This is a genomic window from Gracilimonas sp. (genome assembly GCF_014762685.1).
GTDB lineage: Bacteria > Bacteroidota > Rhodothermia > Balneolales > Balneolaceae > Gracilimonas.
Genome location: NZ_JABURM010000005.1, coordinates 2,101,937 through 2,126,996 on the forward strand (window position 1 = coordinate 2,101,937; position 25,060 = coordinate 2,126,996).

Here is a 25,060-nt window from a genome sequence, read left to right on the forward strand (position 1 = left end):
ATGGGATCTCTGTCTAAACTGGCGGTTGACCGTCCAATTACTTTTTTGATGACTACCCTGATTCTGTTGGGTTTTGGTTTTTATGGCCTGCAAAATCTGAGACTTAATTTATATCCTGATGTCTCCTTCCCTACCATCACAGTTTACACCAGTTACGAAGGAGTAGCACCGGAGGATATTGAGACCCTGGTAACCCGTCCTATTGAAGAATCCGTAGGAAGCATCAGCGGTATTCGAAGAGTTCGCTCTTTGTCCAGCCAAGGCGCATCGGTTGTTAAACTTAATTTTGAATGGGGGACTGACCTCTACCAAGCTGAGAATGACGTCCGGAAAGAACTGGGTTTTGTAGAACGACAAATCCCCGATGATGCCGAAACACCCTTGGTTTTTTCATATGATCCGAACCAGGAGCCCATTGTCGTTCTCACAGTTACCTCAAATGCGCGAAGTGCACGAGAACTAAGGACATACTCTAAACAAGTCCTGGAACAGCGGATCGAGCGGATAAATGGAATTGCTTCTGCTGAAACCTCCGGCGGTTTGGAACGGCAGATCAATGTTCGAATCGATAATCAGCAAATGAGATTGTATAACCTGACCGTTGCTGAAATTTCTCAAAAACTGCAACAAGAAAATATTCAGGTTCCCGCCGGTCAGCTTACTGAAGGTAATACTAATTATTCCCTGAGAACTATTGGGGAATTCAAGAATGTTGATCAAATTCGAAATACCATTATAACAGTGCGTGACGGACAGCCATTACTTCTCAAAGACGTTGCCACCGTTGATGACGGAATTGCACAACCCATCGGTAACGTACGAGTAAATGGTGAAGATGGAGTGGTACTGAATATTTATCGACAAAGTGATGCCAACGTTGTAACCGCGGCCAACGCTGTAGTAAACAGCCTTGAAGAGATTCAGCGAAGCCTGCCTAATGATGTGAGGGTGGGAGTTCTTACTAATAAAGCGGATTTCATCGAGCAATCCATCAGTAATCTGCTCATGACAGGAATTCAGGCTATTATTTTAGTTGTTTTGATCTTACTGGTCTTTTTAAGAAGCGGCCGTTCTGCGATGATCATAGCCATCTCTATCCCCGTTTCTATCATCACAACCTTTTTGGTGATGGACCTGGCTGATCTCAGTCTTAATATTATTTCCCTGTCCGGCCTGACTTTAGCTGTAGGCTTGGTGGTGGATAATGCCGTTGTGGTATTGGAAAATATCTTTCATTTCCGTGAGGAAGGAGCTACCCGTGACGAAGCCTCCATAAACGGAGCTAAGGAAGTAGCCGTACCCGTAGTGGTCTCTACTATTACTACACTAGTGGTGTTCTTGCCTATTTTATTTGTTCCGGGCATTGCAGGCTTCTTGTTTCGTGACCTTGCGCTTACCATTTCATTTTCCCTGGTTATTTCAGCATTGGTTGCTCTCTCCCTGATTCCGCTAATGACCTCTCAATTCTATAAAGAGAAAGCCGTTGATTTTCAGGCTAAGAATAAAGTAGCCATGTTTTTCACAAACCTGCTTCAGAAGCTTGAAAAAACATATCACGATCAATTACAGAAAGTGATCGATCGCAGTGGCTTGGTGGTAATGAGTGCCGTCTTGTTATTTTTGGCCAGTCTTCCGCTCTTTTATGTGATCGGAGGAGAATTTTTTCCACGGGTAGATGAAAATGCCTTTGTTCTGGAAGTCCAACGCGAACCCGGTGTGAATTTATTTGAGCTTGAACGTTCGATGGGACAGGTCGAATCTATCATTCAACAGGAAGTACCCGAGGCTCGGCTCATCGTATCTGATTACGGTGACAAGGAAGGCATTGAAGGCGCTGATGATCCGGGAGGATTTACCGGAACGGTCCGGGTTGAGCTTGTTACCCAAAATGAACGAGACCGCTCCCAATCCGAGATCACCGGGAGCCTGATTCGTGTACTCCAGGTAGTGCCCGGTGTCGAAATTCAGGAAGTGATTATTGATCCGCTCAGCCCCGATGGCGAAAACGGCTTGATCGTACAAATATTTGGGTATGATCCCGAGATCAAACAAGAGCTTGCTGAAGGTGTAAAAGAAGATCTTCTTACGATAGAAGGCATTAACAGTGTTTTCAGTTCTTCTGATCAGGGACGACCCGAATTGCGGCTCATCATGGATCGTGAACGAATTTCAAGGGTGGGGATGAACACCAACCAGGTGGCAACTACAGTAAGTAATGCCGTAAAAGGAAATGTAGCCACGGCCTTTGTTGATCAGGGCGTGGAATTTGAGGTGGTAGTAGAGCTTGATCCAAGCGATAAGGCACAATCAGTGGATCTATCCAACATTCAGGTTCAAACTCCCGCAGGGGAATGGATGCCCCTTAAAAATCTGGCTCGCATTGAACGTTACACCGGACCTACCAATGTACTCCGTATAGATCAGGAGCGGGTAGTTGAAGTAACGGCAGAACTGGCAGGTATTGATCTTGCCGCAGCCTCTTCTCAAGCTCGTCAGCAACTCGATCAGGTAAACTGGCCCGATGAATATCGCTATGAGATCTCCGGTACAGCTGAGGAGCAATCTGAGTCCTTCGGCTTTTTAATGATTGCCTTCATCATAGCAGGAATTCTCACCTATATGGTAATGGCTTCGCAATTCGAAAGTTTAGTAGAACCATTCATTATTATTCTGACCATACCATTGGCTTTGACCGGAGTATTGCTCATGCTGTGGATCACCGGTACATCCATCAGTGTTACCTCCATGGTTGGGCTGATCCTGCTTACCGGTATTGTGGTAAATAACGGTATCGTTATGATCGACTACATCAAGATTTTACAAGCCCGGGGCACGATCCGAAAGGAAGCTGTTGTTGAAGGAGCAACCCGGCGTCTCCGCCCTATTCTTATGACTGCATTCACTACTATTTTATCGATGGTTCCACTGGCACTGGAACTTGGCACCGGCTCCGAAACATGGAGTCCAATGGCACGAACCGTAATTGGAGGACTCACCATGAGTACCCTGCTTATGCTGTTCGTTGTGCCGTGTTTTTATAATATTATAAACGGCTGGGTTGAAAAACTTGGTTTTGATGCCGTACACAAAGAAGACCCGTTAGCTAAGCCACAGGAGGTATTGGCATGAAGCAATTCAGTGTAGCCGAAAGCATTCTGAAACGTCCCATCACGGTTATTATGATGACCCTGATCGTGATCGGATTTGGAATATTTTCATTGACAAACCTTAAGATCACACTCTATCCATCCTTTAATATTCCGGTTCTGGCCGTATCAACAGGATATCAAAATGTAGCCCCGGAAGATATCAATAGGATCATTGTGAATCCTATTGAGGGAGCTCTTTCTTCCATCGAAGGAATTGAAACCCTGGAAGCTCGTGTCAGCCGGGGAAGTGCGTTTATCATTCTGCGTTTACGTGATGGAGCAGACATCCGGAAAACAGAACTCAAAGTTCGAAAAGCTTTAGACCAAATACGGGGAGATCTCCCTCAACAAGCCCGTGAACCTGTTATTTTCCAATTTGATCCTGAGAATCGGCCCATTATGCGCCTCAGTATTGATGCCGAAAACCGTGGACTGGATGAATTGAGAAACATCGGACTCGAACTGGTTGAAACCCGCCTCGAAAGAATTGAGGGCCTCGCCTCTGCAGAAACACAAGGTGGTTTGGAGCGGCGCATTTATGTGGATGTTTCCCCCATGTCGCTTGCCCAATACAATCTTGTCCCTGCGAATATCGAGAATGCACTCCGTTCAAATAATGTGCAGTTGCCCATTGGAAACATCGTCTCCGACCGTATAAATTACAGTATCAGGGCACAATCTACTTATCAAACCGTAGATGAGATCGCCAACACCATCATTCAGGTTTCCGAAAATGATATTCCCATTCGTGTGAAAGATGTAGCTGAAGTAAGTGACGGATTTACAGATATCGAAAGCTTGGTAAAAGTAAATGGCAAGAACAGCGTCTCGGTAGAAGTTCAAAAAAACTCCGATGCAAACACACTGGATGTCGTAAACGAAGTAAAAGCATTAGTACCTGAAATCAACGAGATATTACCACCGGGAGTTACCCTCAGGGTTCTTTCAGATGAAGGAAAGACCATTGAAGACTCCATCAATAACCTCGCTCAGTCTGCTTTGGCTGCCCTTGTCGTGGTCATTTTGGTGATCCTTATTTTTATGGGTGGGTGGAGGATCTCACTGGTTGTAGCATCAACCATCCCGGTATCCATAGCTGCCAGTTTTGCTGCCATGTATGCCGCCGACCTGACCCTGAATATTCTCACCATTTCCGCCCTTGCCCTCGCCATCGGTCTGCTGGTTGATAACTCCATTGTAGTCACCGAAAGCATTGCCCGTAAATTGGAGGAAGGCGTTTCCAGGTTTGAAGCCGCCCTCAAAGGAACCAATGAAGTGATTGGAGCCCTGCTGGGCTCAACCCTGACCACCCTCGGCGTTTTCGTTCCCATCATTCTGATATCGGGAACCCAGGGAGCTTTTTTCAGAGAATTTGCATACGCCATCTGTTTTGCTATCGGCTTTTCATTTTTGTCCTCCATCATCCTTGTCCCGGTTATTTCCTTACTGATCCTGGATTCCAAGCAATTCAATACCAAAAATCTTGCCTTCAGAGGAATTGCCAAACTGGAAAGAGGATATATCAGATCCTTGCGGTGGCTCTTCCATCACAAATGGATTCCGCTAACAAGTATGGTAGTGATCGCTGTCAGTACATTTTTCCTCTATACCAATATTTCCAAAGAAGGATTTCCTGAGGCTGACTCAGGCCAAATTGACATCAACATAAGCCTGCCGGAAGGAAGTCAGCTTATCAGAACTGCCAGTGTATTAGATGACTTCAGCCAGCGGGTAAGTGACCTCCCTGAAGTTGAAACTATGATCACCAGTATTGGGCGGAGTCGCTGGGGAAATCAAACCAATCGCGGTGAGATCAGTTTAACACTCGTCCCTGAAATGGAGCGTGAACAAACCAGTACAGAATTTGCTGTTTTCCTGCGGGAAGAATTAACCGCCCCCGGGGTTGAAGTACGCGTTCGCGTTGAAGGAGGAGGATTGAACTTCGGCCGGGGATGGGACTCAGGCGGCAACTCCATTCGCTTAAGCCTCATCGGGCCGCAAATCGATGAGTTGCTGGCTATCTCCAACCGAATTGAAGCCCGGTTAATGGAAGATCCCACTGTCATTGACGTGGATAATGGAAGAACCGATCCCACTCCGGAATTACACTTCATTGCAGACCGGGAACGACTGGCCAGGCTCGGTACGAACTTAAATATTGTAGCCGGAGCTTTGAGAACTCAAACGCTTGGTAATCAGACCGGTTATTATATTAATGAAGGGCGTGAGATCCCAATTGAGGTTCGCACTCAAAAACAAGCTCTTACCAGCCGCGAAGATCTTTTTGATCTGGAGGTGTTTGAATATGAAGGTCAACGCATCCCTATCCAGGCTATCGGTGAGTTCGTTCCCGTACGCGGTGTGGATTCTTTTCAGCGCCGCGACCGTGAAACCGTCCTCGATGTGAACATTCAGATCCAGGGAAATGCTTTGGAATATGAGCAGGTGATCCGTGATTTTGTGGAACAGGAAGTTGTACTTCCAGACGGCTATCGTTACGAGTTTACCGGAGGAACTGCCGAAACTCAGCAGGGACAATCCGAATTTGGATTTGCCCTCTTAGCCGCATTGATATTAATGTTTATGATCATGGCTTCCCTTTTCGAAAATTTCAGGGATCCTTTTGTGATCTGGCTGTGTATTCCACTGGCTATGTTCGGCGCCCTTGCTTTTTTATTCCTTATCGGAGATCCCTTAAGCACAACAGCTAATATCGGGGTATTCATGCTGGTTGGTATAATTGTGAACAACGGTATCGTGCTTGTTGATTACATGCACTTATATACCAAAGGCACCGAGTATGACCTACTGAATCGTAAATCCGTAAGCTGGAAGAACTTGTTCATTCCGGTATTCTTCTGGAAAGAAAAACCTACCGTTAAAGATTCAGAACTTCTCAAACAAATACTGGAAGCCTGCCGAAGAAGAATGCGGCCTATTCTACTGACCGCCATCACTACCATTTGTTCGATGATCCCGCTTTCTTTGGAGATCGGTTCCGGAGCAGAAACATGGTCACCTTTGGCAAAAGCGGTAATTGGCGGGTTGATGTTCGGATCAATTTTAACCCTCTTCATCACCCCGATATTATCCGTTTCGCTGAGTATGACTATTGAGTGGTTTAAGGAATTGTTTAAAAGAGATAAGTCAGTAATAGCAGAAGCGTAGTTACTTATCTTGAATCATTTATCAATTTTATACTTTGTGATCATTGGTACATTATTGCTCTCCAAAATATAAAAAGAATCACTTGCTTCATGATAGGCGAAGTCTATGACGTAATAATCCTCCGGTACATTTTCATAAATATGGGATTTTTGATAGGAAAGGCTGTCATTGTTAAAAAGGTATTCATCAATTACAATTTTGCGGCCTTGGCGGCTGACAAAAACCCGGTTTTCATGCACATCAAACGTTCTGTTCACAGATGTAAGTTTAACTCTACCGGTACTTGATGGGGTAACATTTTCCCGATTGGAAGTTGGATTGATATAGTCCAGAATCAACTTCGTGGAATCCGGCACCAATTCTGAAAGATCCTGTTCAATGATCAGTTCCCCATCCGTTGTGTATGCCCTATATATCGGAAAATACACAAAAACCAAGTGAACGATATCATTTTCCAACTGGATGAAAGGCCAGCTTATCCCTGCAGGCAATGGTTCATCTGCCGTTAAATAGTCTCCAAAGGCGCGTTTTTTCTCCCCTTTCTTGCTATAAACCCCAATTAATTTTTCTTCTGAAGAAGCAACAGAACCAAACGACCCTGGGGCAAATCCATATATGGTATCACCGGCAACATCAAATTCAACAAACCATGACTCGGAAATAATCGAATGGGAAGAATCTTTAGTTGTGCTAAATGTGACCATTCTGAAACCATCGCTTACATATATCCATTCATTATCAGTATCTATGAGTTGTGGGTATTCATATTCACCGGGTCCCCGGCCTTGTCGCCCATAGCTGCGTATATATTCCCCCGAAACATCTACCTGAAATACTGAAGGGATACCAAAATCAGTTATAAAAATAGAGCCCTCATCGTCCAATGACATATTCCTTGGACTAGAAAAAATAAAGTCACCTTCATAACCAATTGAAAGTACAGGATTCAAATTATTATGCTCACCAATATCTTCTGTATGGGTGTTTTGTTCACCGCAAGAGACTAGCATACATAGAATAAGGATGACAGATATGTATTTAAAATCCATTGAGTATTTCATTGTTATTATGAGATCTATTCATCTACTCTGAAAGGATTTTCTAAATCCAATTACAATAAAAACAATAAATATTTAAGAATCTGAGGAATTATTACGTGGTAACAAGCCTGAAACAATTCGGTCTTAAAACCTTACAACTCATTGTAATAGAACAAAAAATTAAAGTAAAATCCTCTTTCAAATATGGAAATTGGAACGTGATTAGCCTATACTTGTTTTAAAGACTAAAAAGGAGAATTATCATGAGCAGATCATCAGGTTTTTTATCAGGAATTATTTCAGGAGCAATTGTTGGTGCTGTATTTGCATTGCTTTATGCACCCGACACGGGGAAAAATACACGCGACCGGCTTTCATACAAGCTCAGCAATTATTACGATGAGTTAAATGACCTCATCGACCAATTGCGGGAAGAAAAAGAATTATTGGTTTCCGAAGCCAAGGAAAAAGGCGATAAAGTAGTGCTTGAGGCCAAAGAAAAGGCGGAAGGGCTTATTAAGGAAGCCGAAGATCTTTTGGAATCCATTGAAACGGCCAAGGAAAAGACAGCTAAGAAAAAAGGCTGATTCTTTTGCACCTTATTTAACTTTGTAGCCTCTCTTGTAATCTACGAGTGAGGCTTTTTTATACCTTGCATTTTTCCGATGCTTTGGGTAATTCCCGGTACATTATAATTTAACCGTCGGGAATATGGAATCACGCAAGCAATTTCTCAGAAAACTTGGAACCGGGGCTGCCGTTTTGGGAGCGGGTGCTTTTTTCAGTCCGCTTAAAGCCAAAGATATTACCCAAGATCTACAGCGCTTTACAGGCTCTGCAGCCGAAATCGCCAAAAATGAAGACTATTGGGCGCGGGTGCAACAGGCTTTTACCGTAGATCGCAGCCTCATTAATTTGAATAATGGCGGGGTGAGTCCGGCTCCGGAATTTGTACAGGCCGCCATGAAGCGGCATCTCGACTATTCCAATGAAGCCCCCGTCTATACCATGTGGCGCATTCTGGAACCACAGCGTGAAGGCGTACGAAAACGCATTGCCCGGAATTTTGGAGTTGATCCTGAAGAAATCGCCCTCACCCGGAATGCTTCCGAAAGTCTGCAGATTTGCCAGTTCGGCTTTGACCTGAAAGCAGGCGATGAAGTCCTTACCACCGATCAGGATTATCCCCGCATGATCAACACCTTCAAACAGCGGGAGCGACGAGAAGGCATCAAATTGAAACAATTCAGTATCCCGGTTCCGGCTGAGGATGACGATGAAATTGTTCGTTTGTTTGAGGAGAACATCACCCCGAAGACCAAAGTGATCCTGATGTGCCACATCATCAATATCACCGGGCAAATTCTGCCGGTCAAAAAAGTGGTTAATATGGCCCGCAAAAAAGGCATTCCGGTGATCGTGGACGGAGCTCATGCCTATGCCCATTTTGATTTCAAACACTCCGATCTGGACTGTGATTATTATACCACGAGTTTACACAAATGGCTCTTTGCTCCGCATGGCACGGGTATGTTGTATGTGAAAAAAGACAAGATCAAAGACCTCTGGCCGCTGATGGCCGCTCAGGAATCGCAGGATGAAGATATCCGAAAATTCGAGGAGATCGGCACCCATCCTGCAGCAAATTATTTGGCTATTGCAGAGGCACTGACCTTCCACGAAGGAATCGGAGCCAAGCGAAAAGAAGCACGGCTCAAATATCTTAATGACCTTTGGATCGATGAATTAGTGGATGGTGATAAGGTGGTACTTCACACCAGCCGCAACCCCAAATATGCCTGTGGTATTGCAACGGTACAGATCAAAGGAATGGAACCGGGGGAATTGAACAGTGCTCTTTGGCGGGATTACCGGATCATTACAACCCCCATCAATCACACTCAATTTCAAGGAATTCGTGTTACACCCAATGTATATTCCACTATGGAAGAGATCGGGCGTTTTGTGGATGCTATGAAGGAACAGATTGCTAAGGTGTGATCTTTTATAGAGGTTTGAACCAGGATTAGGAAGGATTTAGAGGATCTTCAGGATTATTGAACATCCTGTTAATCCTGAAATATCCTGCTAAAATCCCGGTTCAAACCGCAATAAATTAACCTAAGACTAATAACATGACGAAATCATTTACAATACTATTCATGGGCATGTTCTTTATGCTTTCTTGTACGCTGGAAAAACACCTCCCCGCTCAAAAGAAAGTTATTCATACAGAAAATGCCCCTGCTTCGGTTGGGGTGTATTCACAGGCCATACAGGTTGGGAACGTGTTGTATCTCTCCGGACAGATTGGTTTGGTTCCTGAAACCCGTGAATTGGCCGGGAATGATCTGGAATCTCAAACCCATCAAACTTTACAGAATATTGAAGCCGTTTTGGAAGCTGCGGGATTCACGATGGCTGATATTGTTAAAGCCCAGGTCTTCCTGGATGACATGGATGATTACGAAGCTTTCAACGAAATCTATGTTCAGTATTTTACCGAAGAACCGCCCGCCCGGGCTGTAGTAGAAGTGAGTCGTATTCCGCTGGCTGCTAAAGTGGAAATAATGGCGGAGGCTGTAAAGTAAATATTATGTCTGACCTTCAGGATGTCATCAACCTTCGCCGAACCCTGCACCGGTATCCCGAACTTTCGAAACAGGAGTTCGAGACTTCGAAACGCATTTCTGAATTCATGCAGCAATTTGATCCGGATGAGGAGATTTCCGTGGCCGGAACGGGGAAAATGTTTGTATTTGAAGGGAAAGAACCGGGAGAAACCATTTTTTTTCGATGCGAACTTGATGCTTTGCCCATACAGGAGCATTCCCCCAACTTAGCCTATAGATCTTCCATTGACGGGGTGTCTCACCTGTGCGGACATGACGGACATATGGCTATTATCGCTTATCTGGGAAAACTTATCTCTGAAAACCGGCCTCAAAAGGGGAAAGTCGTATTGCTCTTTCAGCCTGCGGAAGAAACTTACCTGGGAGCAAAAGATATGGTAAAATCTCCGGAGTTTCACGCCCTTTCCCCTGATTATATGTTTGCCCTTCATAACATCCCGGGCGTGTCCAAGAATAAGATACTAGTGAAAGAAGGAAGTTTTGCAGCAGCCTCCTGCGGAATAACTATTAACCTTGAGGGACGAACATCGCACGCCGCCGAACCTGAAAAGGGGAATCCTCCTTATCCTGCCGGTACTAAAATTATTGAAGAAATTCAGGAGCTCACCCGAACAAAAAAAGGGTTTAAAAGCCATGTCATTTCCACCTTAATCTATATTCGAATGGGAGAAATTTCATTTGGAATCTCTCCCTCCAGTCTGGAAATGGGGATTACGCTCCGTGCTTATGAAAATAAAGATTTGAATTTGCTCTGCAAAAAAGCGGAAGAAATAATAGAGAAACACGCCCATGATTTCGCGCTGGAATTTTCCCACAGTTATAGTGAAATATATCCGGCAACAGAAAATGCACCGGTATGTGTTCAAATGATTACTGAAGCTGCAAAATCAAATGGTTTAGACGTTGACCAAATGGAAAATCCTAACAATTGGTCAGAGGATTTCGCCTATTATACGGCCACCAACAAAGGTGCACAGTTTGGTTTTGGCTCCGGTGAGGATATACCACCGCTCCATAATCCAAATTATGATTTTCCGGATGACCTTATTGAGCCGGCAGCAAATGTATTCTTTCAGATTTATAAAAATCGATTAATGTGATTTTCAGCCGGATAATATTGAATGCCTTTAGCCTGTCATTTGTTTAGTACCATGAAGATGAAAAGTAGAATTCAATTTCGGAATTATGAGTGCTACAGCAACATTAAGAACGATAAGCGCTGAAACTTTAAATCGGAAACTAACCGGTAATCATGCCCCCATACTGATCAATGCTTTAGATCAAGAGGCTTTTCTTGCCAAGCACATTCCCGGTTCTATAAATATCCCAACGGAAAATGCTGAAATAGCTAAGGAAGTACTCCCTTTTATGGATGCTGAAATTATCGTGTACTGTGCTAATTCGGATTGCACTGCATCGCCCGAGCTTGCTCAAAAGCTTGAAGAAATGGGATACACTAATGTTAGTGATTTTGAGCAAGGACTTGCAGGATGGAGAAAAGCCGGATATGAGCTTATGGGGAATGACGTTTGATTCTGCACTAAAATTTATTTTAAACCTGAATAGCCACCTCAAAAGGGTGGCTATTTTATTTCAGCTATATTTCGTAAAAAGAAATTCCATACCCTCCCTTTTATCTTATTATCGAATATATTCTTAGCTACAATTTTAACAGATCGGAGAACGGTACATGAAACGTATAGTAAACTTTTTATTTATTCTGATTTTACTTTCCGCAAGCTCAATCTTTGCTCAAAGCACGGATGAAGTCGTGGATGCCATCGTTACGGAAGCAACACAAAACTCACAGCTTGAATACCTGGGACATCAGCTTACAGATGTAATCGGGCCAAGATTGGTGGGAACCCCTCAAATGCAAAACGCTCACGACTGGGCAGTTTCTCAATTTGAAGAATGGGGTATCTCGGCTGAAAATCAACAGTATGGGGAATGGGACGGCTGGGAGCGCGGGATCACCCACGTAGACCTTATTGCACCCCGGGTGGTTTCTTTGGAAGGACAGCAGCTGGCCTGGAGTCCTTCTACTCCCGAAGGAGGTATTTCCGCTTCATTGGATGTACTTCCTACTGTAGAGAACCAAGAAGAATTTGAAGCCTGGCTTGAAACCATAGAAGGAAAAATCATTTTGGTTTCTCAGCACCAGATTACCGGCCGGCCTGATTACAATTGGGAAGAATTTGCCACCGAAGAGTCTTTTGAAAAAATGAAGGAAACTCGCTCTCAATTAAATCAAGAATGGCGGGAAAATCTGCAGCGTACCGGGTTTATGCGTGAAATCAATCAAAAGATTGAAGAAGCAGGTGCTGTTGGCATCTTTCAATCCCGATGGTCGAATGGTTTTGGGGTTAATAAAATATTCAGTGCCAACACGGAAAACATTCCTGTGGTTGACCTCTCCCTTGAAGACTACGGAATGCTCTATCGAATGGTTGAATATGGTGATGATCCGCAAGTCAGGGTAAATGCACAATCCAGGGAATTGGGTAAAGTTCCGACCTTCAACACTATTGCCACCATACCGGGCACTGAAAAACCGGATGAATATATTATCCTTTCCGCACACTATGATTCCTGGGACGGAGGCACCGGCGCCACGGATAACGCAACCGGTTCGATTACCATGATGGAAGCTGCCCGCATTCTAAAGAAAGTATATCCAAACCCGAAGCGTACTATCATCGTGGGTCTTTGGGGCGGAGAGGAGCAAGGTTTGAACGGCTCATCCGCTTTTGTACAAGACAATCCTGAAATCGTCAATAATATGCAGGCCTTATTCAATCAGGATAACGGAACCGGCCGTGTGGTACGTATCTCCGGGCAGGGATTCCTTCATGCTTACGAGTTCTTAGGCCGATGGCTTGAAGCGGTACCCCGTGATATCACCCAACATATTGAAACCACCTTCCCCGGCACTCCCGGCGGGGGCGGCTCTGATTATGCTTCTTTTGTCTCGGCTGAAGCCCCCGGTTTCTCTTTGAGTTCCCTCAGCTGGAGCTACTGGAATTATACCTGGCATACCAACCGCGATACTTACGACAAAATCGTGTTTGATGATGTCCGAAATAACGCCATCCTCACAGCCATTTTAACCTACATGGCAAGTGAAGATCCTGAAACCTTCCCGCGTGAAAAAGCCGTGCTTCCCATTAACCCAAGAACGGGTGAGCGCATGGAGTGGCCGACACCAAGGACTCCGAACCGTACCGGGAATTAGTTTTAATTACGACCATTGACGATTGACGGACGACGGTCATTTGTTGAGTTAGATTAGTTTAAGCCATCCTGAGTAATTGGGGTGGCTTTTTTTTTGGGCGGTGGGAAAGGAATTACTTAAAAGCTATATCCATTCGGACCGGGTGGTCCTCTGTGGCATTCCGAACCGGGAGGTTCGGAACGAGGGTAAAATTATTTAGACAGTTTATGATTTTACCCCGGGGTAGATAACAAAAACGTAGTAATAAAAAAACCAACAGGATTAGTTTGAATTATTAAATCATCAAGTCTTATAAATAGAGAGATTTCGGGACGAGGATAACAATTATAAAAAAAGCCCCGCTCAACTTAATGAACGGGGCTTTAATTTTTTTAAAAGGCTAACGAAGAGTTAGTCTTCAGCTTCGGCAGTTTCGCCTTCACCGTTTTCACTTCCGCCAAGTTCTTCAAATACTTTGGCGATTTCTTCGTCTCCTTCTTCCATGTCTTTCTTCGAGCCAACTACGATGTCTTCGTAATCGCGAAGTCCGGTACCGGCAGGTACTTTATGTCCAACCACCACATTCTCTTTGAGTCCGCGGAGGAAGTCTTTCTTAGCTTCAATAGAAGCCTGTGTAAGTACCTTGGTAGTTTCCTGGAAGGAAGCTGCTGATAACCAGCTGTCGGTTGAAAGGGCAGCTCTTGTAATACCCAACAGAATTGGCTTGGAAATAGCCGGTTCTGCTTCACGGGTTTCAAGCTCTTCTTTTCCGTCTTTAATAAGCTGATTATTTTGATCTCTTACTTCACGACGATCAAGGATGGTGCCTTTCTTAAGTTCGCTGCCACCCGGATTGGTTACTACAAATTTACCAATCAACTCATCGTTTCGGTCGTTCACTTCAAAGCGATCCACTTTATCTCCTTCAAGGAACATCGTGTCGCCGGGATCAGTGATTTCCACCTTCTGCATCATGGTGCGTACAATCACTTCAATGTGCTTGTCATTGATTTTCACACCCTGTAGTCGGTAAACCTCCTGAATTTCATTCACGAGATATGACTGTACTGCATAAGGACCGAGAATATTCAGAATATCCTGGGCGGGGATGGTACCGTCAGAAAGTGGCTGACCTGCTTTCACAAAATCATTGGATTGAACCAAGATATGTTTACTCAGCGAGATCAGGTATTTCTTCTCATCGGTTCCATCTTTGGATTTCACAAATACCTCTTGTGAACCACGCTTACGTCCACCCATTTCCACGATACCGTCAATTTCAGAAACAACGGCAGGTTCACTTGGGGAACGTGCTTCAAACAATTCAGTAATACGCGGCAGACCGGCAGTAATATCCTTCGATTTAGAAGCTACACGCGGAATCTTCGCGATTACCTGTCCGGCCTCTACTTTCGCACCGTCTTCTACTGCAATGTGAGTATCAACCGGAAGTGTACTTTCCCGGATTCGGTCTTTAGTTCCTTTAATCACAAGGGTTGGTACCAGCGAGCGATCTTTGGAATCCGTAATTACTTTTTCACGGTGACCTGTTTGGGCATCGGTATCATCCGAGGAAGTTACTCCATCGATGATATCCTTATACTCCACGGTACCGTCAATTTCAGAAAAGATCAGAGCATTATATGGATCCCACTTACAGAGCACAGCTCCTTTAGGAACCACATCGCCTTCTTCAACCAACATTTCAGAGCCATAAGGCACATTGTAGTTGATAAGTACTTTTCCTTCATCGTTCACAATTTTGATTTCACCCGCACGGGAAAGAACTACATTATGATCTTCCTCACCGTCGTTGTAAACCACAACGCGAACGTTTTCAAATTCAACTTTACCTTCAAATTTGGTTTTGTGCTGAGATTCAGCTTCCAAACGAGAAGCTGTACCACCCACGTGGAAAGTACGAAGCGTAAGCTGAGTACCCGGCTCACCGATAGATTGAGCGGCAATAACTCCTACAGCCTCACCTTTCTCAACTACAGTTCCTCGAGCAAGGTCACGTCCGTAACACTTGGCACATACTCCGCGAGGAGTTTCACAAGTAAGTACAGAACGGATCTCAACTTCATCAATCGATGTTTCGGCAATCTTCTGAGCTACCGTTTCATCAATAACTTGATTTGCCTCACAAATTTGTTCGTCCGAAATCGGATCGTAAATATCGTGAAGAGATACACGTCCAAGAATACGATCTTCCAGACTTTCAATGATATCCTCATTGTCTTTCAGAGCCGTCATCTTAATACCACGAAGGGTACCGCAATCTCTTTCATTGATAATCACATCTTGAGAAACATCAACCAAACGGCGAGTCAGGTAACCGGCATCAGCTGTTTTAAGCGCTGTATCGGCCAAACCTTTACGAGCACCGTGAGTAGAAATAAAGTACTCAAGAACCGTCAGTCCCTCTTTAAAAGAGGACAAAATTGGGTTCTCAATAACTTCATTACCCTGCTGCATAGAACTTTTCTGAGGCTTAGCCATCAGGCCACGCATACCGCCTAACTGACGAATCTGCTCTTTAGAACCACGAGCACCGGAATCCGCCATCATGTATACCGGATTAAATCCGTTGCGGTCGTTTTGCAGTGCCGTAAACAATGTCTCAGATACCCGGTTTGTGGTACTTGTCCACTTATCGATTACCTGGTTATAACGTTCGTTATCGGTAATAAAGCCCATCTCATAACGACCCTGAACATCGGTCACCTCTGATTTGGCTTTGTCAATCAGTTTACCTTTTTCATCAGGAATGATGATATCATCAAGACTGAAAGATAAACCGCCAATAGTGGCTTCCTCATATCCAAGTTTTTTCATGTCATCAAGGAACCTGGCTGTTTTAGCCGTTCCTACAACACCATGAATTTCTCCAATGAGATTTCTCAGTTCTTTCTTACCAAGAGTCTTGTTAATGAATGGAATTTCTTTCGGTACGATCTCATTAAAAATGACTCGGCCGGTTGAAGTTTTAATTACTTCATATTCCGTTTCTCCTTCCTCATTTACTACAGGAATTCGAACATTAATTTTTGCATGTCCGTCAATTTGGCCCTGATCGAAAGCAACCAATACTTCTTCCGGAGAAGAGAATGTTTTGCCTTCACCTTTACGTCCATCATCCGGCTTGGTGAGATAGTATAGTCCCAAAATCATATCCTGGGAAGGAACCGCGATCGGGCCTCCGTTTGCAGGACTTAAAATATTGTGAGAACCTAACATCAATACTGATGCTTCAATAACAGCATCGTGGCTCAATGGAAGGTGAACAGCCATTTGGTCACCGTCAAAGTCAGCGTTAAACGCTGTACATGCGAGCGGGTGTAATCGGATAGCTTTTTCCTCGATCAATACCGGCTGAAATGCCTGTATACCCAACCTGTGCAATGTCGGTGCACGGTTAAGCATTACGGGGTGTCCGTCAATTACATTTTCAAGGACTTCCCAAACCACGGCATCACGTCGATCTACTACCTTCTTCGCGCTCTTAACCGTCTTCACATATCCACGCTCAATTAAGCGGCGAATAATGAATGGCTTGTAGAGCTCAACCGCCATTTCTTTCGGCAAACCACACTCGTGCATTTTCAGCTCGGGGCCTACCACAATTACAGAACGACCGGAATAGTCAACACGCTTACCAAGAAGGTTTTGACGGAAACGGCCACTCTTACCTTTCAGCATATCGCTGAGAGATTTCAGAGGTCGGTTGTTGTTACGTACTGCGTTTGATTTTCTTGAGTTATCGTAGAGTGAATCAACCGCTTCCTGCAACATGCGTTTCTCGTTACGGAGAATCACATCAGGAGCTTTAATATCAATCAATCGCTTAAGACGATTGTTACGGATAATTACACGACGATATAAGTCATTCAGGTCGGATGTTGCAAAACGTCCACCTTCCAAAGGTACCAGCGGACGAAGTTCCGGTGGAATTACCGGGATTACACCCTGCACCATCCACTCGGGACGGTTTTCGGTATGCTGGTTAGCAGCACGGAATGACTCTATTACCTGAAGACGCTTCAGTTTCTTTTTCTTGCGCATTTGTGAAGTTTCGTTCTTCACCTCATAGCGCAACTGATAAGCTAATTCATCCAAGTCGAGATCACTGAGCAATGCCTGCAGGGCATCCGCACCTTCTTTAACGATGAACTTATCGTCATCATCGTCATCAAGCTCTTGGTTTTCTTCGGGTAATTGTTCTAAAATATCCCATTTCTCTTCTTCAGAGATCATGTCACCCTGAGCGTAACCTAAGTCACGCGCCACACCCGGATTAATAATTACGAAAGTCTCGTAATAAACAATCTTATCCAGGTTCTTGGAAGACATTCCAAGAAGGTAAGCGATCTTGTTTGGAAGTGATTTGAAATACCAAATATGTACTACAGGAACGGTAAGGGTAATATGGCCCATGCGCTCACGGCGTACTGCCTTACGGGTAACTTCCACACCGCAACGGTCGCAGATGATACCTTTATAGCGAATACGCTTGTATTTACCACAATGGCATTCGTAATCTTTTACCGGGCCGAAGATCTTTTCACAGAAAAGACCATCCATTTCCGGCTTAAAAGTTCGATAGTTTATTGTCTCAGGAGTCAAGACTTCGCCGTGAGAACGAGATAAAATCGTTTCCGCGGAAGCAAGGGATACCCCAATGCTGTCAAAGTCTTTGGTGACTGTTAATGTCTTAGTTACTGGCAAGGATGTTCCTCCAAATTATTAACAGTGAAATTATTCAATGTGCATTTCAAGGCCGAGACCCATAAGCTCTCGTAATAGTACCTTGAATGATTCGGGCACGTCACCATCGGGCAGGTTCTCACCTTTCACGATAGCTTCATACACTTTAGAGCGCCCTTTTACGTCATCACTTTTTACAGTGAGCATTTCTTTGAGGATACTGGATGCACCATAAGCATATAGTGCCCAAACCTCCATCTCTCCAAGTCGCTGGCCACCAAACTGAGCTTTACCGCCCAATGGTTGCTGCGTAATAAGTGAGTATGGCCCGATAGAACGAGAGTGCATCTTGTCCTGAATCAGGTGATTCAATTTCAACATATAGATATAACCTACTGTTGTTTTCTGTGCAAAAGGTTCGCCTGTTCGTCCGTCATAAAGATTTACGCGGCCGTCTTCAGGTAACCCGGCTTCTCTTAATTGCTCTTTTACTTCATCCATGGAAGCACCGTCAAAAATAGGAGATGCAAATGTCACGCCCATTTTCTTAGCTGCCCATCCAAGAATGGTTTCATAAATCTGGCCAAGGTTCATACGAGAAGGTACGCCCAATGGGTTTAGACAAATGTCTACCGGGGTACCGTCTTCCATGAATGGCATGTCTTCGGCAGGTACGATTTTAGCAACCACACCTTTGTTACCGTGACGACCGGCCATCTTATCACCCACTTTCAGCTTACGCTTTTTAGCCACATAAACTTTTGCTTTCTGGATGATTCCCGGCGGGAGTTCATCTCCTACCTGGATGGCAAATTTACGACGCTTGGCTTCGGTGTCAATTTCACGACGAAGCTCGCGATAGTTGGCAAACAATTTCTTAACCATCTTAACCAGCTCACCATCAGTGGCCCAGTCGATGTTTTCGTTAATGTTTACCGGATCAATTTCTTCAAATACGGATTTCTTGTATTTCTCGCCTTTCGGAATCAGCTCTACATTGCTGTAGTCTAATACACCCGGGGAAGTTTTATCACGCAGCAAGGAATACATCTTATCTGCCCAAAGCTGGTTCAATTCAGCCAGTTTTTGTGCATGACGTTCTTCTTCTTGCTCAACGCGTTTTTTCTCTTCTTTTCGAGAAATTAATTCATCACGTTTTCGGCTAAAGAGCTTGGTATCAATTACCGTACCCTCAACACTTGGAGGTACTTTCAGAGATGCATCTTTTACATCGCCTGCTTTATCTCCAAAGATAGCACGCAGTAATTTTTCTTCCGGTGTAGGATCTGTTTCTCCTTTCGGAGTAATTTTACCTACCAGAATATCACCGTGCTGAATTTTAGCACCAATACGAATAATACCACGCTCATCAAGATCAGAGGTAGCTTCTTCGCTTACGTTTGGAATTTCACGAGTCAATTCTTCTTCACCTCGTTTGGTGTCACGAACTTGTTGTTCGAACTCCGTCACGTGAATAGAAGTGTAAATATCTTCTTGAACGATGCGCTCACTCACTACAATAGCATCCTCAAAGTTATATCCTCTCCATGGCATAAATGCCACAAGCAAGTTACGACCCAGGGCTAATTCGCCTTTATCTGTAGAGCAGCCATCGGCCAATGCCTGACCTGCTTTCACTTTATCACCGATTTTAACAACAGGACGCTGGTTTATGGTAGTATCCTGGTTAGTACGGATGAATTTATTGAGCTTGTATGATTTTACACCGCCATCGAAATAGCAATTTTGCTCTTCTTCAGTACGGTTATACTTCACTCTAATTTCTGTAGCACTTACGTACACTACTTCACCATCCGCATCGGCAGTAATAATAGCGCGTGAGTCACGTGCTGCACGTTGCTCCAAACCGGTTCCCACAACAGGGGCTTCCGGACGTAAAAGAGGAACGGCCTGACGCTGCATGTTCGAGCCCATTAAGGCACGGTTAGCATCATCATGTTCAATAAAAGGAATGAGGGCCGCTGCCAGAGATGTAATCTGGTTTGTGGCAACATCCATATATTCAATTTCTTCAGGCTTCACTCGCAGGTAGTTACCTTCGCGGGTTCTGGAGAAAATGGCTTCCGTTTCAAACATACCCTTGTCATCAAGTTCGGCATTTGCCTGGGCAATAACGGTTTCATCCTCCTGTTCTGCCGCCAAATATTCTACATCTTTGGAAACCTTACCGTCTTTTACTTTACGATATGGCGTTTCAATAAATCCAAAGTCATTTACTTTAGCATGAACGCAAAGAGATGAAATCAATCCAATATTCGGACCTTCCGGTGTTTCAATCGGACATAGGCGGCCATAGTGAGTATAGTGAACGTCACGAACCTCAAAACCGGCTCGCTCACGTGTCAATCCACCCGGACCCAAGGCCGACATACGGCGCTTGTGAGTTAACTCAGCAATTGGATTGGTTTGATCCATAAACTGCGAAAGCTGGTTGGTTCCGAAGAAAGTATTAATGACGCTTGAAATCGTACGTGCATTCACCAAATCCTGCGGAGTCAATTGCTCAGCATCTCGAGAGTTCATACGCTCACGAATGGTACGTGCCATGCGAGCCAGGCCAATTGCAAACTGTTGGCCAAGCTGTTCACCTACAGTACGTACACGGCGATTACTTAAGTGATCAATATCATCCACCTGAGATTTCATGTTCTTCAGGCGAATCACTTCTTTCACAATAGCCACAATATCTTCTTTAGTCAGGTATTGAAGCGTATTTTCTTGATCCATCTTCAGGCGCTTGTTCAGTCGGTATCGGCCAACTTCACCAAGATCATATTTCTTGTCGCTGAAGAATAACCGTTCTAAGATAGAACGTGCAGTTTCAGGATCAGGCATTTCACCAGATCTGATTTGCTGATAAATTTCTCCGAGTGCAGAAGATTCATCATACGTAGGATCTTTGCGAAGCGTATTCATCATTACGGAACGCTCAGACTCTTCAGCAGTAATTTTCTGTACAAGAACTTTCTTTACTTCTGCATCCTTAAGTGAGCCGTAATCATCTTCTGTTAATTCATGATCGCGCTCGAAAATAATTTGTCGGTTGAGAGCTTCGGTAACTTCACCGGTCTCATCATCAACAACTTCTTCCATGCTCTCTACAACAATATTCTCAGCAAGTCTCTTACCTACCAACTTCTTCTTGTAGTCTGCTTTAGTACCAAATTTAATTTCTTCAGACAGCTCAAATAAGCTCAACAGTTCAATATCTGAAGAATATCCAAGTGCTCTCAGCAAGGTGGTAGCAGGTACTTTTTTCTTACGATCGATGTAAGCCCAAAGCACGTCACGGATATCAGTGGTAAATTCAATCCAAGAACCCTTGAATGGAATAACACGTGCGGAATAAAGTTGTGTTCCGTTTGGATGTACATTTTGTCCAAAGAATACACCGGGTGAACGGTGAAGCTGACTTACGATAACTCGCTCAGCACCGTTTACGATAAATGTTCCACGATTTGTCATCCAGGGCAGGTCTCCTAAAAATACTTCCTGCTCAATAGTTTCGCTGGCTTCATCGCTATCATCAACAGATGATAACCTTAGTTTTGCTTTAAGCGGAACGGAATATGTTAAGCCACGATCTTGGCATTCAGATTCAGTATATCTGGGGACATCCACGTTATAGTAAAGAAATTCAAGGATGTGAGTCTCCCGACTGTCCTGAATAGGAAAATTTTCATTAAAAATTCGTTGTAGTCCTTGATTTTCTCGCTCGTTAGGAGCAATATCAAGTTGTACAAATTTTTCGAATGACTCTAATTGGATATCCAGAAAATCCGGGTAATCCAGTACATGTTTGGTTTTACCAAACGATAAGCGTTCCGTGTTCGGAATAGTTTGCATCTTCTTGCTCAAAAGGAACCTCTCCTCTTAGATTGAAGGTAAATTATACGGGCAAACCCCAAGGCTATTGGGGTCAATTTATATAGACGCCAATAGCCAATACCGTTTTCACGGCATTGGCTACCAACGAATTTGTAAGTATGAGTTACTTAAGCTCTACTTCGGCACCAGCTTCTTCAAGCTTGGCTTTAAGTTGTTCAGCTTCATCTTTCGATACAGCTTCTTTAACAGTGCCGGGAGCTCCGTCAACCAATTCTTTGGCTTCTTTCAGCCCAAGGCCGGTGATTCCGCGTACTTCTTTGATAACCGCGATTTTCTTGGCACCAGCACTTTTCAGAACTACGTCAAACTCAGTTTGCTCTTCTCCGCCACCGGCTTCTCCGCCACCAGCAGGTCCAGCTACTGCAACAGCAGCTTGAGCAGGTTTGATATCGTATTCTTCTTCAAGAACTTTTGCAAGTTCGTTTGCTTCTTTAATTGTTAGGTTGACAAGCTGTTCAGCTAAATCTTTAACGTCAGCCATTTTTATTCTCCAGTTGTTTTGATATAAAAAATTCTAGTTGTGTAATAAGGGTTATTCTTCGCCTTTTTCAGCGATAGTATTAACAGCACCAACAAGGTTAGATCCTTGTGAGTTAAGTGCACCAACTACATTTGATAGTGGGGCCATTAACAGACCAAGGATGTCGCCAATAATTTCGTTCTTAGACTTCATAGCTGCCAGAACGTCCAGTTTATCCTCACCGTAGAAGTCTCCATCTACCATTGCGGCTTTAAACTGTGGCTTGTTGTTATCCTTGATAAAATCTTTCAATACCTTGGCAGGTGCAGATAGTTCTTCTTCTACAAAAGCAAAAGCATTCTGCTCAACTAAGGAAGGGATGATATCATCATATCCACCAACCTTTTCCATTGCGAGCTTTACGAGTTTGTTTTTATATACTTTGAAGCGAATATCTCCCTTACGAAATGCACCGCGCAGTTCATTAACTTCAGGTACCGACATTCCGGAATAGTTCGTGATATATAAAGCACTTGAACTTTCCAGCTTTTCGGTAATTTCATCTAAAACTGCTTGCTTTTCTGCAGTAGGCATAATTCAATTCCTCCTATTATAGGGATGTTACTGCGGTTCTGCTTAACGGGATGCTTGGTCCCATAGTGCTGCTCATGAAAACACTTTTCACATACAGCCCTTTTGCGGAAGCTGGTCTTAAACTCATAACGGTTCGGAAGAATGATTCTGCATTCTCTTTCAACTCGTTAGCTTTAAAACTTACTTTACCAATAGATGTATGCAGAATTCCGGCTTTATCAACTCGGAAATCAATCTGTCCGGCTTTAACTTGCTTAACAGCATCGGCCACATCCATTGTTACAGTTCCACTTTTAGGGTTAGGCATCAGTCCGCGGGGCCCTAAAAAGCGCCCAAGCTTACCGAGTTTACCCATTACGTCAGGTGTTGCGATTATCACGTCGATATCGGTCCACCCTTCTTCTATTTTCGTGATGTAATCATCAAGACCAACATGGTCGGCACCGGCTTCTCTGGCTTCATTTTGCTTACTCTCGTTAACGAGTGCAAGCACACGAACTTCTTTCCCTGTCCCATGAGGCAAGCTCACGGTGCCACGAACCATTTGATCGGCGTGGCGCGGGTCAACACCCAAACGGATATCAATATCCACTGAGGCATCGAAGTTAGTGTTTGATGTTTTTTTAACCAGATCGCACGCTTCTTCCAAAGTGTATTCCACTTCAGGATTCACGAGTGCCACAGCCTGTTGGTATTTTTTTCCTCTTTTTGCCATGATCACAATTTCCTTACTTTTCGCGATTTACTCTAAGACCCATACTGCGAGCCGTTCCTGCAACCATTTCCGCACCAGCTTCGATGTCAAACGCATTTAAGTCTTCCATCTTTTCTTGTGCAATGTCTTTGCATTGGCTCCAGGTTACCGTACCTACTTTATTTCGGTTTGGTTCACCTGATCCGGACTTGATTTTCGCTGCTTTTTTAAGAAGAACGGGTGCTGGTGGTGTCTTTGTTTTAAATGTAAAAGACTTATCAGCATAAACCGTAATCTCAACAGGAACAACAGTTCCGGCCTTGTCCTGAGTCTTAGCGTTAAAGGCTTTACAAAACTCCATAATATTGATTCCTGCCTGACCGAGTGCCGGTCCTACAGGTGGCGCAGGGTTTGCCTGCCCCCCAACAATCTGGAGCTTCAGGATTTTATCAACTTTTTTAGCCATGGATTCTCAGGATCCTATAATTAATAACTTCTGTTTATTTGTGCGTAATAGCTAGTGTGCATCAACTAGGTTCTTTAGGTTGCGGATTCAACTTGATTAACATCAACTTCAACAGGAGTCTTACGGCCAAAAATACTAACCATAACTCTCAGCTTAAGTTTTTCAGGGTTTACTTCCTGAACGGTTCCGTCAAAATCTTTAAACGGACCGGATATCACTTTCACCAAGTCGCCTTCGCTATACGGAATTTCAATGTTCCGTAATTCATCTCCACTATCTTGCACTCGGCCAATGATGCGCTTGACTTCGTGTTCTTTTAATGGAGTTGGCACCGTTTCATTTTTTCCTACCTTCAAAAATCCAAGACAGGAAGGTGCACTTTGTATCAAATTATTTACTTCTTCATCATAATGAGTATTCAAAAGGATATAACCGGGGAAAAAATTCTTTTCCCGAGTACGCTTCTTGCCTGAACGAATCTCAACAACTGTTTCAGTGGGAATCAAAATCTCTTTGATTTTATCCTCTAAACCTTGTTCTTCTATTTCGCGCTCAAGAAACTCTTTAACCTTTTTTTCATGACTGGAAAAGCAGCGGACTACATACCAATCATGCGTTAGTTCTTTACTCATTATTAATTATAAATAGCTTCTAAGATTGTGCTGTACAATTGATCAACACCAAAAATAAAAACCGAGATTATGATTGAGAATACCACTACAATTATAGTGTTATCGATCAGCTCTTTTTGTGTTGGCCAAGAAACTTTCTTGAACTCTTTTACAACACCATCAAAAAAATTATTAATCTTACTCATATTTTTAGATTTATCTGCACGGGTGGAGAGGCTCGAACTCCCGACACCTGGTTTTGGAGACCAGTGCTCTGCCAACTGAGCTACACCCGTATAAAGCGCACAAGAGCAGACGGCAAACCGACTGCTCTTTGCACTGGCCCTATTTAGGTAATTACTTAGTCTAAGATTTTAGTTACCACTCCGGCGCCCACGGTACGGCCACCTTCGCG

17 protein-coding genes and 1 tRNA gene are annotated in these 25,060 nt (G+C 43.9%); 8 read left to right on the forward strand and 10 right to left on the reverse strand.

The features are described 5' to 3' along the window. Entirely contained in the window at positions 1 to 3,129 is a 3,129-nt protein-coding gene (locus tag HUJ22_RS09480) for an efflux RND transporter permease subunit (RefSeq protein WP_290876584.1), read from the forward strand. Continuing rightward, positions 3,126 to 6,317: an efflux RND transporter permease subunit gene (locus HUJ22_RS09485; protein WP_290876586.1), complete on the forward strand. Its 3,192-nt coding sequence runs from the start codon at positions 3,126 to 3,128 to the stop codon at positions 6,315 to 6,317. Before HUJ22_RS09480 ends, HUJ22_RS09485 begins: the two co-directional genes overlap by 4 nt. Before the next feature lie 14 nt (positions 6,318 to 6,331). Here HUJ22_RS09485 and HUJ22_RS09490 read toward each other — a convergent pair whose 3' ends face one another. Continuing rightward, positions 6,332 to 7,366, reverse strand: coding sequence for a 6-bladed beta-propeller (locus tag HUJ22_RS09490; protein WP_290876588.1), 1,035 nt, complete (start codon positions 7,364 to 7,366; stop codon positions 6,332 to 6,334). 254 nt (positions 7,367 to 7,620) lie between these two features. Between HUJ22_RS09490 and HUJ22_RS09495 the strand changes: the two genes are divergently transcribed. The 6 genes from HUJ22_RS09495 (at position 7,621) to HUJ22_RS09520 (ending at position 13,225) form a co-directional block, all read left to right on the forward strand. Beyond that, on the forward strand, positions 7,621 to 7,944 hold the full coding sequence (locus tag HUJ22_RS09495; protein ID WP_290876590.1) for a YtxH domain-containing protein: 324 nt from the start codon (positions 7,621 to 7,623) through the stop codon (positions 7,942 to 7,944). Between the two features lie 124 nt (positions 7,945 to 8,068). Then, on the forward strand, positions 8,069 to 9,358 hold the full coding sequence (locus HUJ22_RS09500) for an aminotransferase class V-fold PLP-dependent enzyme (RefSeq protein WP_290876592.1): 1,290 nt from the start codon (positions 8,069 to 8,071) through the stop codon (positions 9,356 to 9,358). Positions 9,359 to 9,534: 176 nt separating this feature from the next. Next, positions 9,535 to 9,948 (forward strand): RidA family protein, encoded by a 414-nt coding sequence (locus tag HUJ22_RS09505; protein ID WP_366871034.1) that lies wholly within the window; start codon positions 9,535 to 9,537, stop codon positions 9,946 to 9,948. 5 nt (positions 9,949 to 9,953) lie between these two features. Further along, positions 9,954 to 11,090, forward strand: coding sequence for an amidohydrolase (locus tag HUJ22_RS09510; protein ID WP_290876596.1), 1,137 nt, complete (start codon positions 9,954 to 9,956; stop codon positions 11,088 to 11,090). 85 nt (positions 11,091 to 11,175) lie between these two features. After that, positions 11,176 to 11,523, forward strand: coding sequence for a rhodanese-like domain-containing protein (locus tag HUJ22_RS09515; RefSeq protein WP_290876598.1), 348 nt, complete (start codon positions 11,176 to 11,178; stop codon positions 11,521 to 11,523). A 157-nt stretch (positions 11,524 to 11,680) separates the two neighbouring features. After that, a complete protein-coding gene (locus HUJ22_RS09520) occupies positions 11,681 to 13,225 on the forward strand; it encodes a M20/M25/M40 family metallo-hydrolase (protein ID WP_290876600.1) in 1,545 nt (514 codons plus the stop codon). A 390-nt stretch (positions 13,226 to 13,615) separates the two neighbouring features. Here the strand turns inward: HUJ22_RS09520 and rpoC are convergent, their stop codons facing one another. The 9 genes from rpoC to HUJ22_RS09560 form a co-directional block, all read right to left on the reverse strand. Further along, positions 13,616 to 17,932 carry a DNA-directed RNA polymerase subunit beta' gene (gene rpoC, locus HUJ22_RS09525; RefSeq protein ID WP_290876603.1) on the reverse strand — a complete coding sequence of 1,439 codons (4,317 nt, stop codon included), beginning with the start codon at positions 17,930 to 17,932 and terminating at the stop codon, positions 13,616 to 13,618. 30 nt (positions 17,933 to 17,962) lie between these two features. Next, the gene (gene rpoB, locus HUJ22_RS09530; RefSeq protein ID WP_366871036.1) at positions 17,963 to 21,778 is read right to left on the reverse strand and encodes a DNA-directed RNA polymerase subunit beta; all 3,816 of its coding nucleotides are present in this window, start codon (positions 21,776 to 21,778) and stop codon (positions 17,963 to 17,965) included. 145 nt (positions 21,779 to 21,923) lie between these two features. Beyond that, the gene (gene rplL, locus HUJ22_RS09535; RefSeq protein ID WP_290876607.1) at positions 21,924 to 22,301 is read right to left on the reverse strand and encodes a 50S ribosomal protein L7/L12; all 378 of its coding nucleotides are present in this window, start codon (positions 22,299 to 22,301) and stop codon (positions 21,924 to 21,926) included. Between the two features lie 51 nt (positions 22,302 to 22,352). Then, entirely contained in the window at positions 22,353 to 22,874 is a 522-nt protein-coding gene (gene rplJ, locus HUJ22_RS09540; protein ID WP_290876609.1) for a 50S ribosomal protein L10, read from the reverse strand. 16 nt (positions 22,875 to 22,890) lie between these two features. Then, positions 22,891 to 23,589: a 50S ribosomal protein L1 gene (rplA, locus tag HUJ22_RS09545; protein WP_290876611.1), complete on the reverse strand. Its 699-nt coding sequence runs from the start codon at positions 23,587 to 23,589 to the stop codon at positions 22,891 to 22,893. 13 nt (positions 23,590 to 23,602) lie between these two features. Beyond that, positions 23,603 to 24,034 carry a 50S ribosomal protein L11 gene (gene rplK / locus HUJ22_RS09550; RefSeq protein WP_290876613.1) on the reverse strand — a complete coding sequence of 144 codons (432 nt, stop codon included), beginning with the start codon at positions 24,032 to 24,034 and terminating at the stop codon, positions 23,603 to 23,605. Positions 24,035 to 24,108: 74 nt separating this feature from the next. After that, entirely contained in the window at positions 24,109 to 24,666 is a 558-nt protein-coding gene (gene nusG, locus HUJ22_RS09555; protein WP_290876615.1) for a transcription termination/antitermination protein NusG, read from the reverse strand. Between the two features lie 2 nt (positions 24,667 to 24,668). Next, the gene (secE, locus tag HUJ22_RS14965) at positions 24,669 to 24,851 is read right to left on the reverse strand and encodes a preprotein translocase subunit SecE (RefSeq protein WP_020404069.1); all 183 of its coding nucleotides are present in this window, start codon (positions 24,849 to 24,851) and stop codon (positions 24,669 to 24,671) included. 17 nt (positions 24,852 to 24,868) lie between these two features. Beyond that, positions 24,869 to 24,941, reverse strand: a tRNA-Trp gene (locus tag HUJ22_RS09560). Between the last annotated feature and the right edge of the window lie 119 nt (positions 24,942 to 25,060).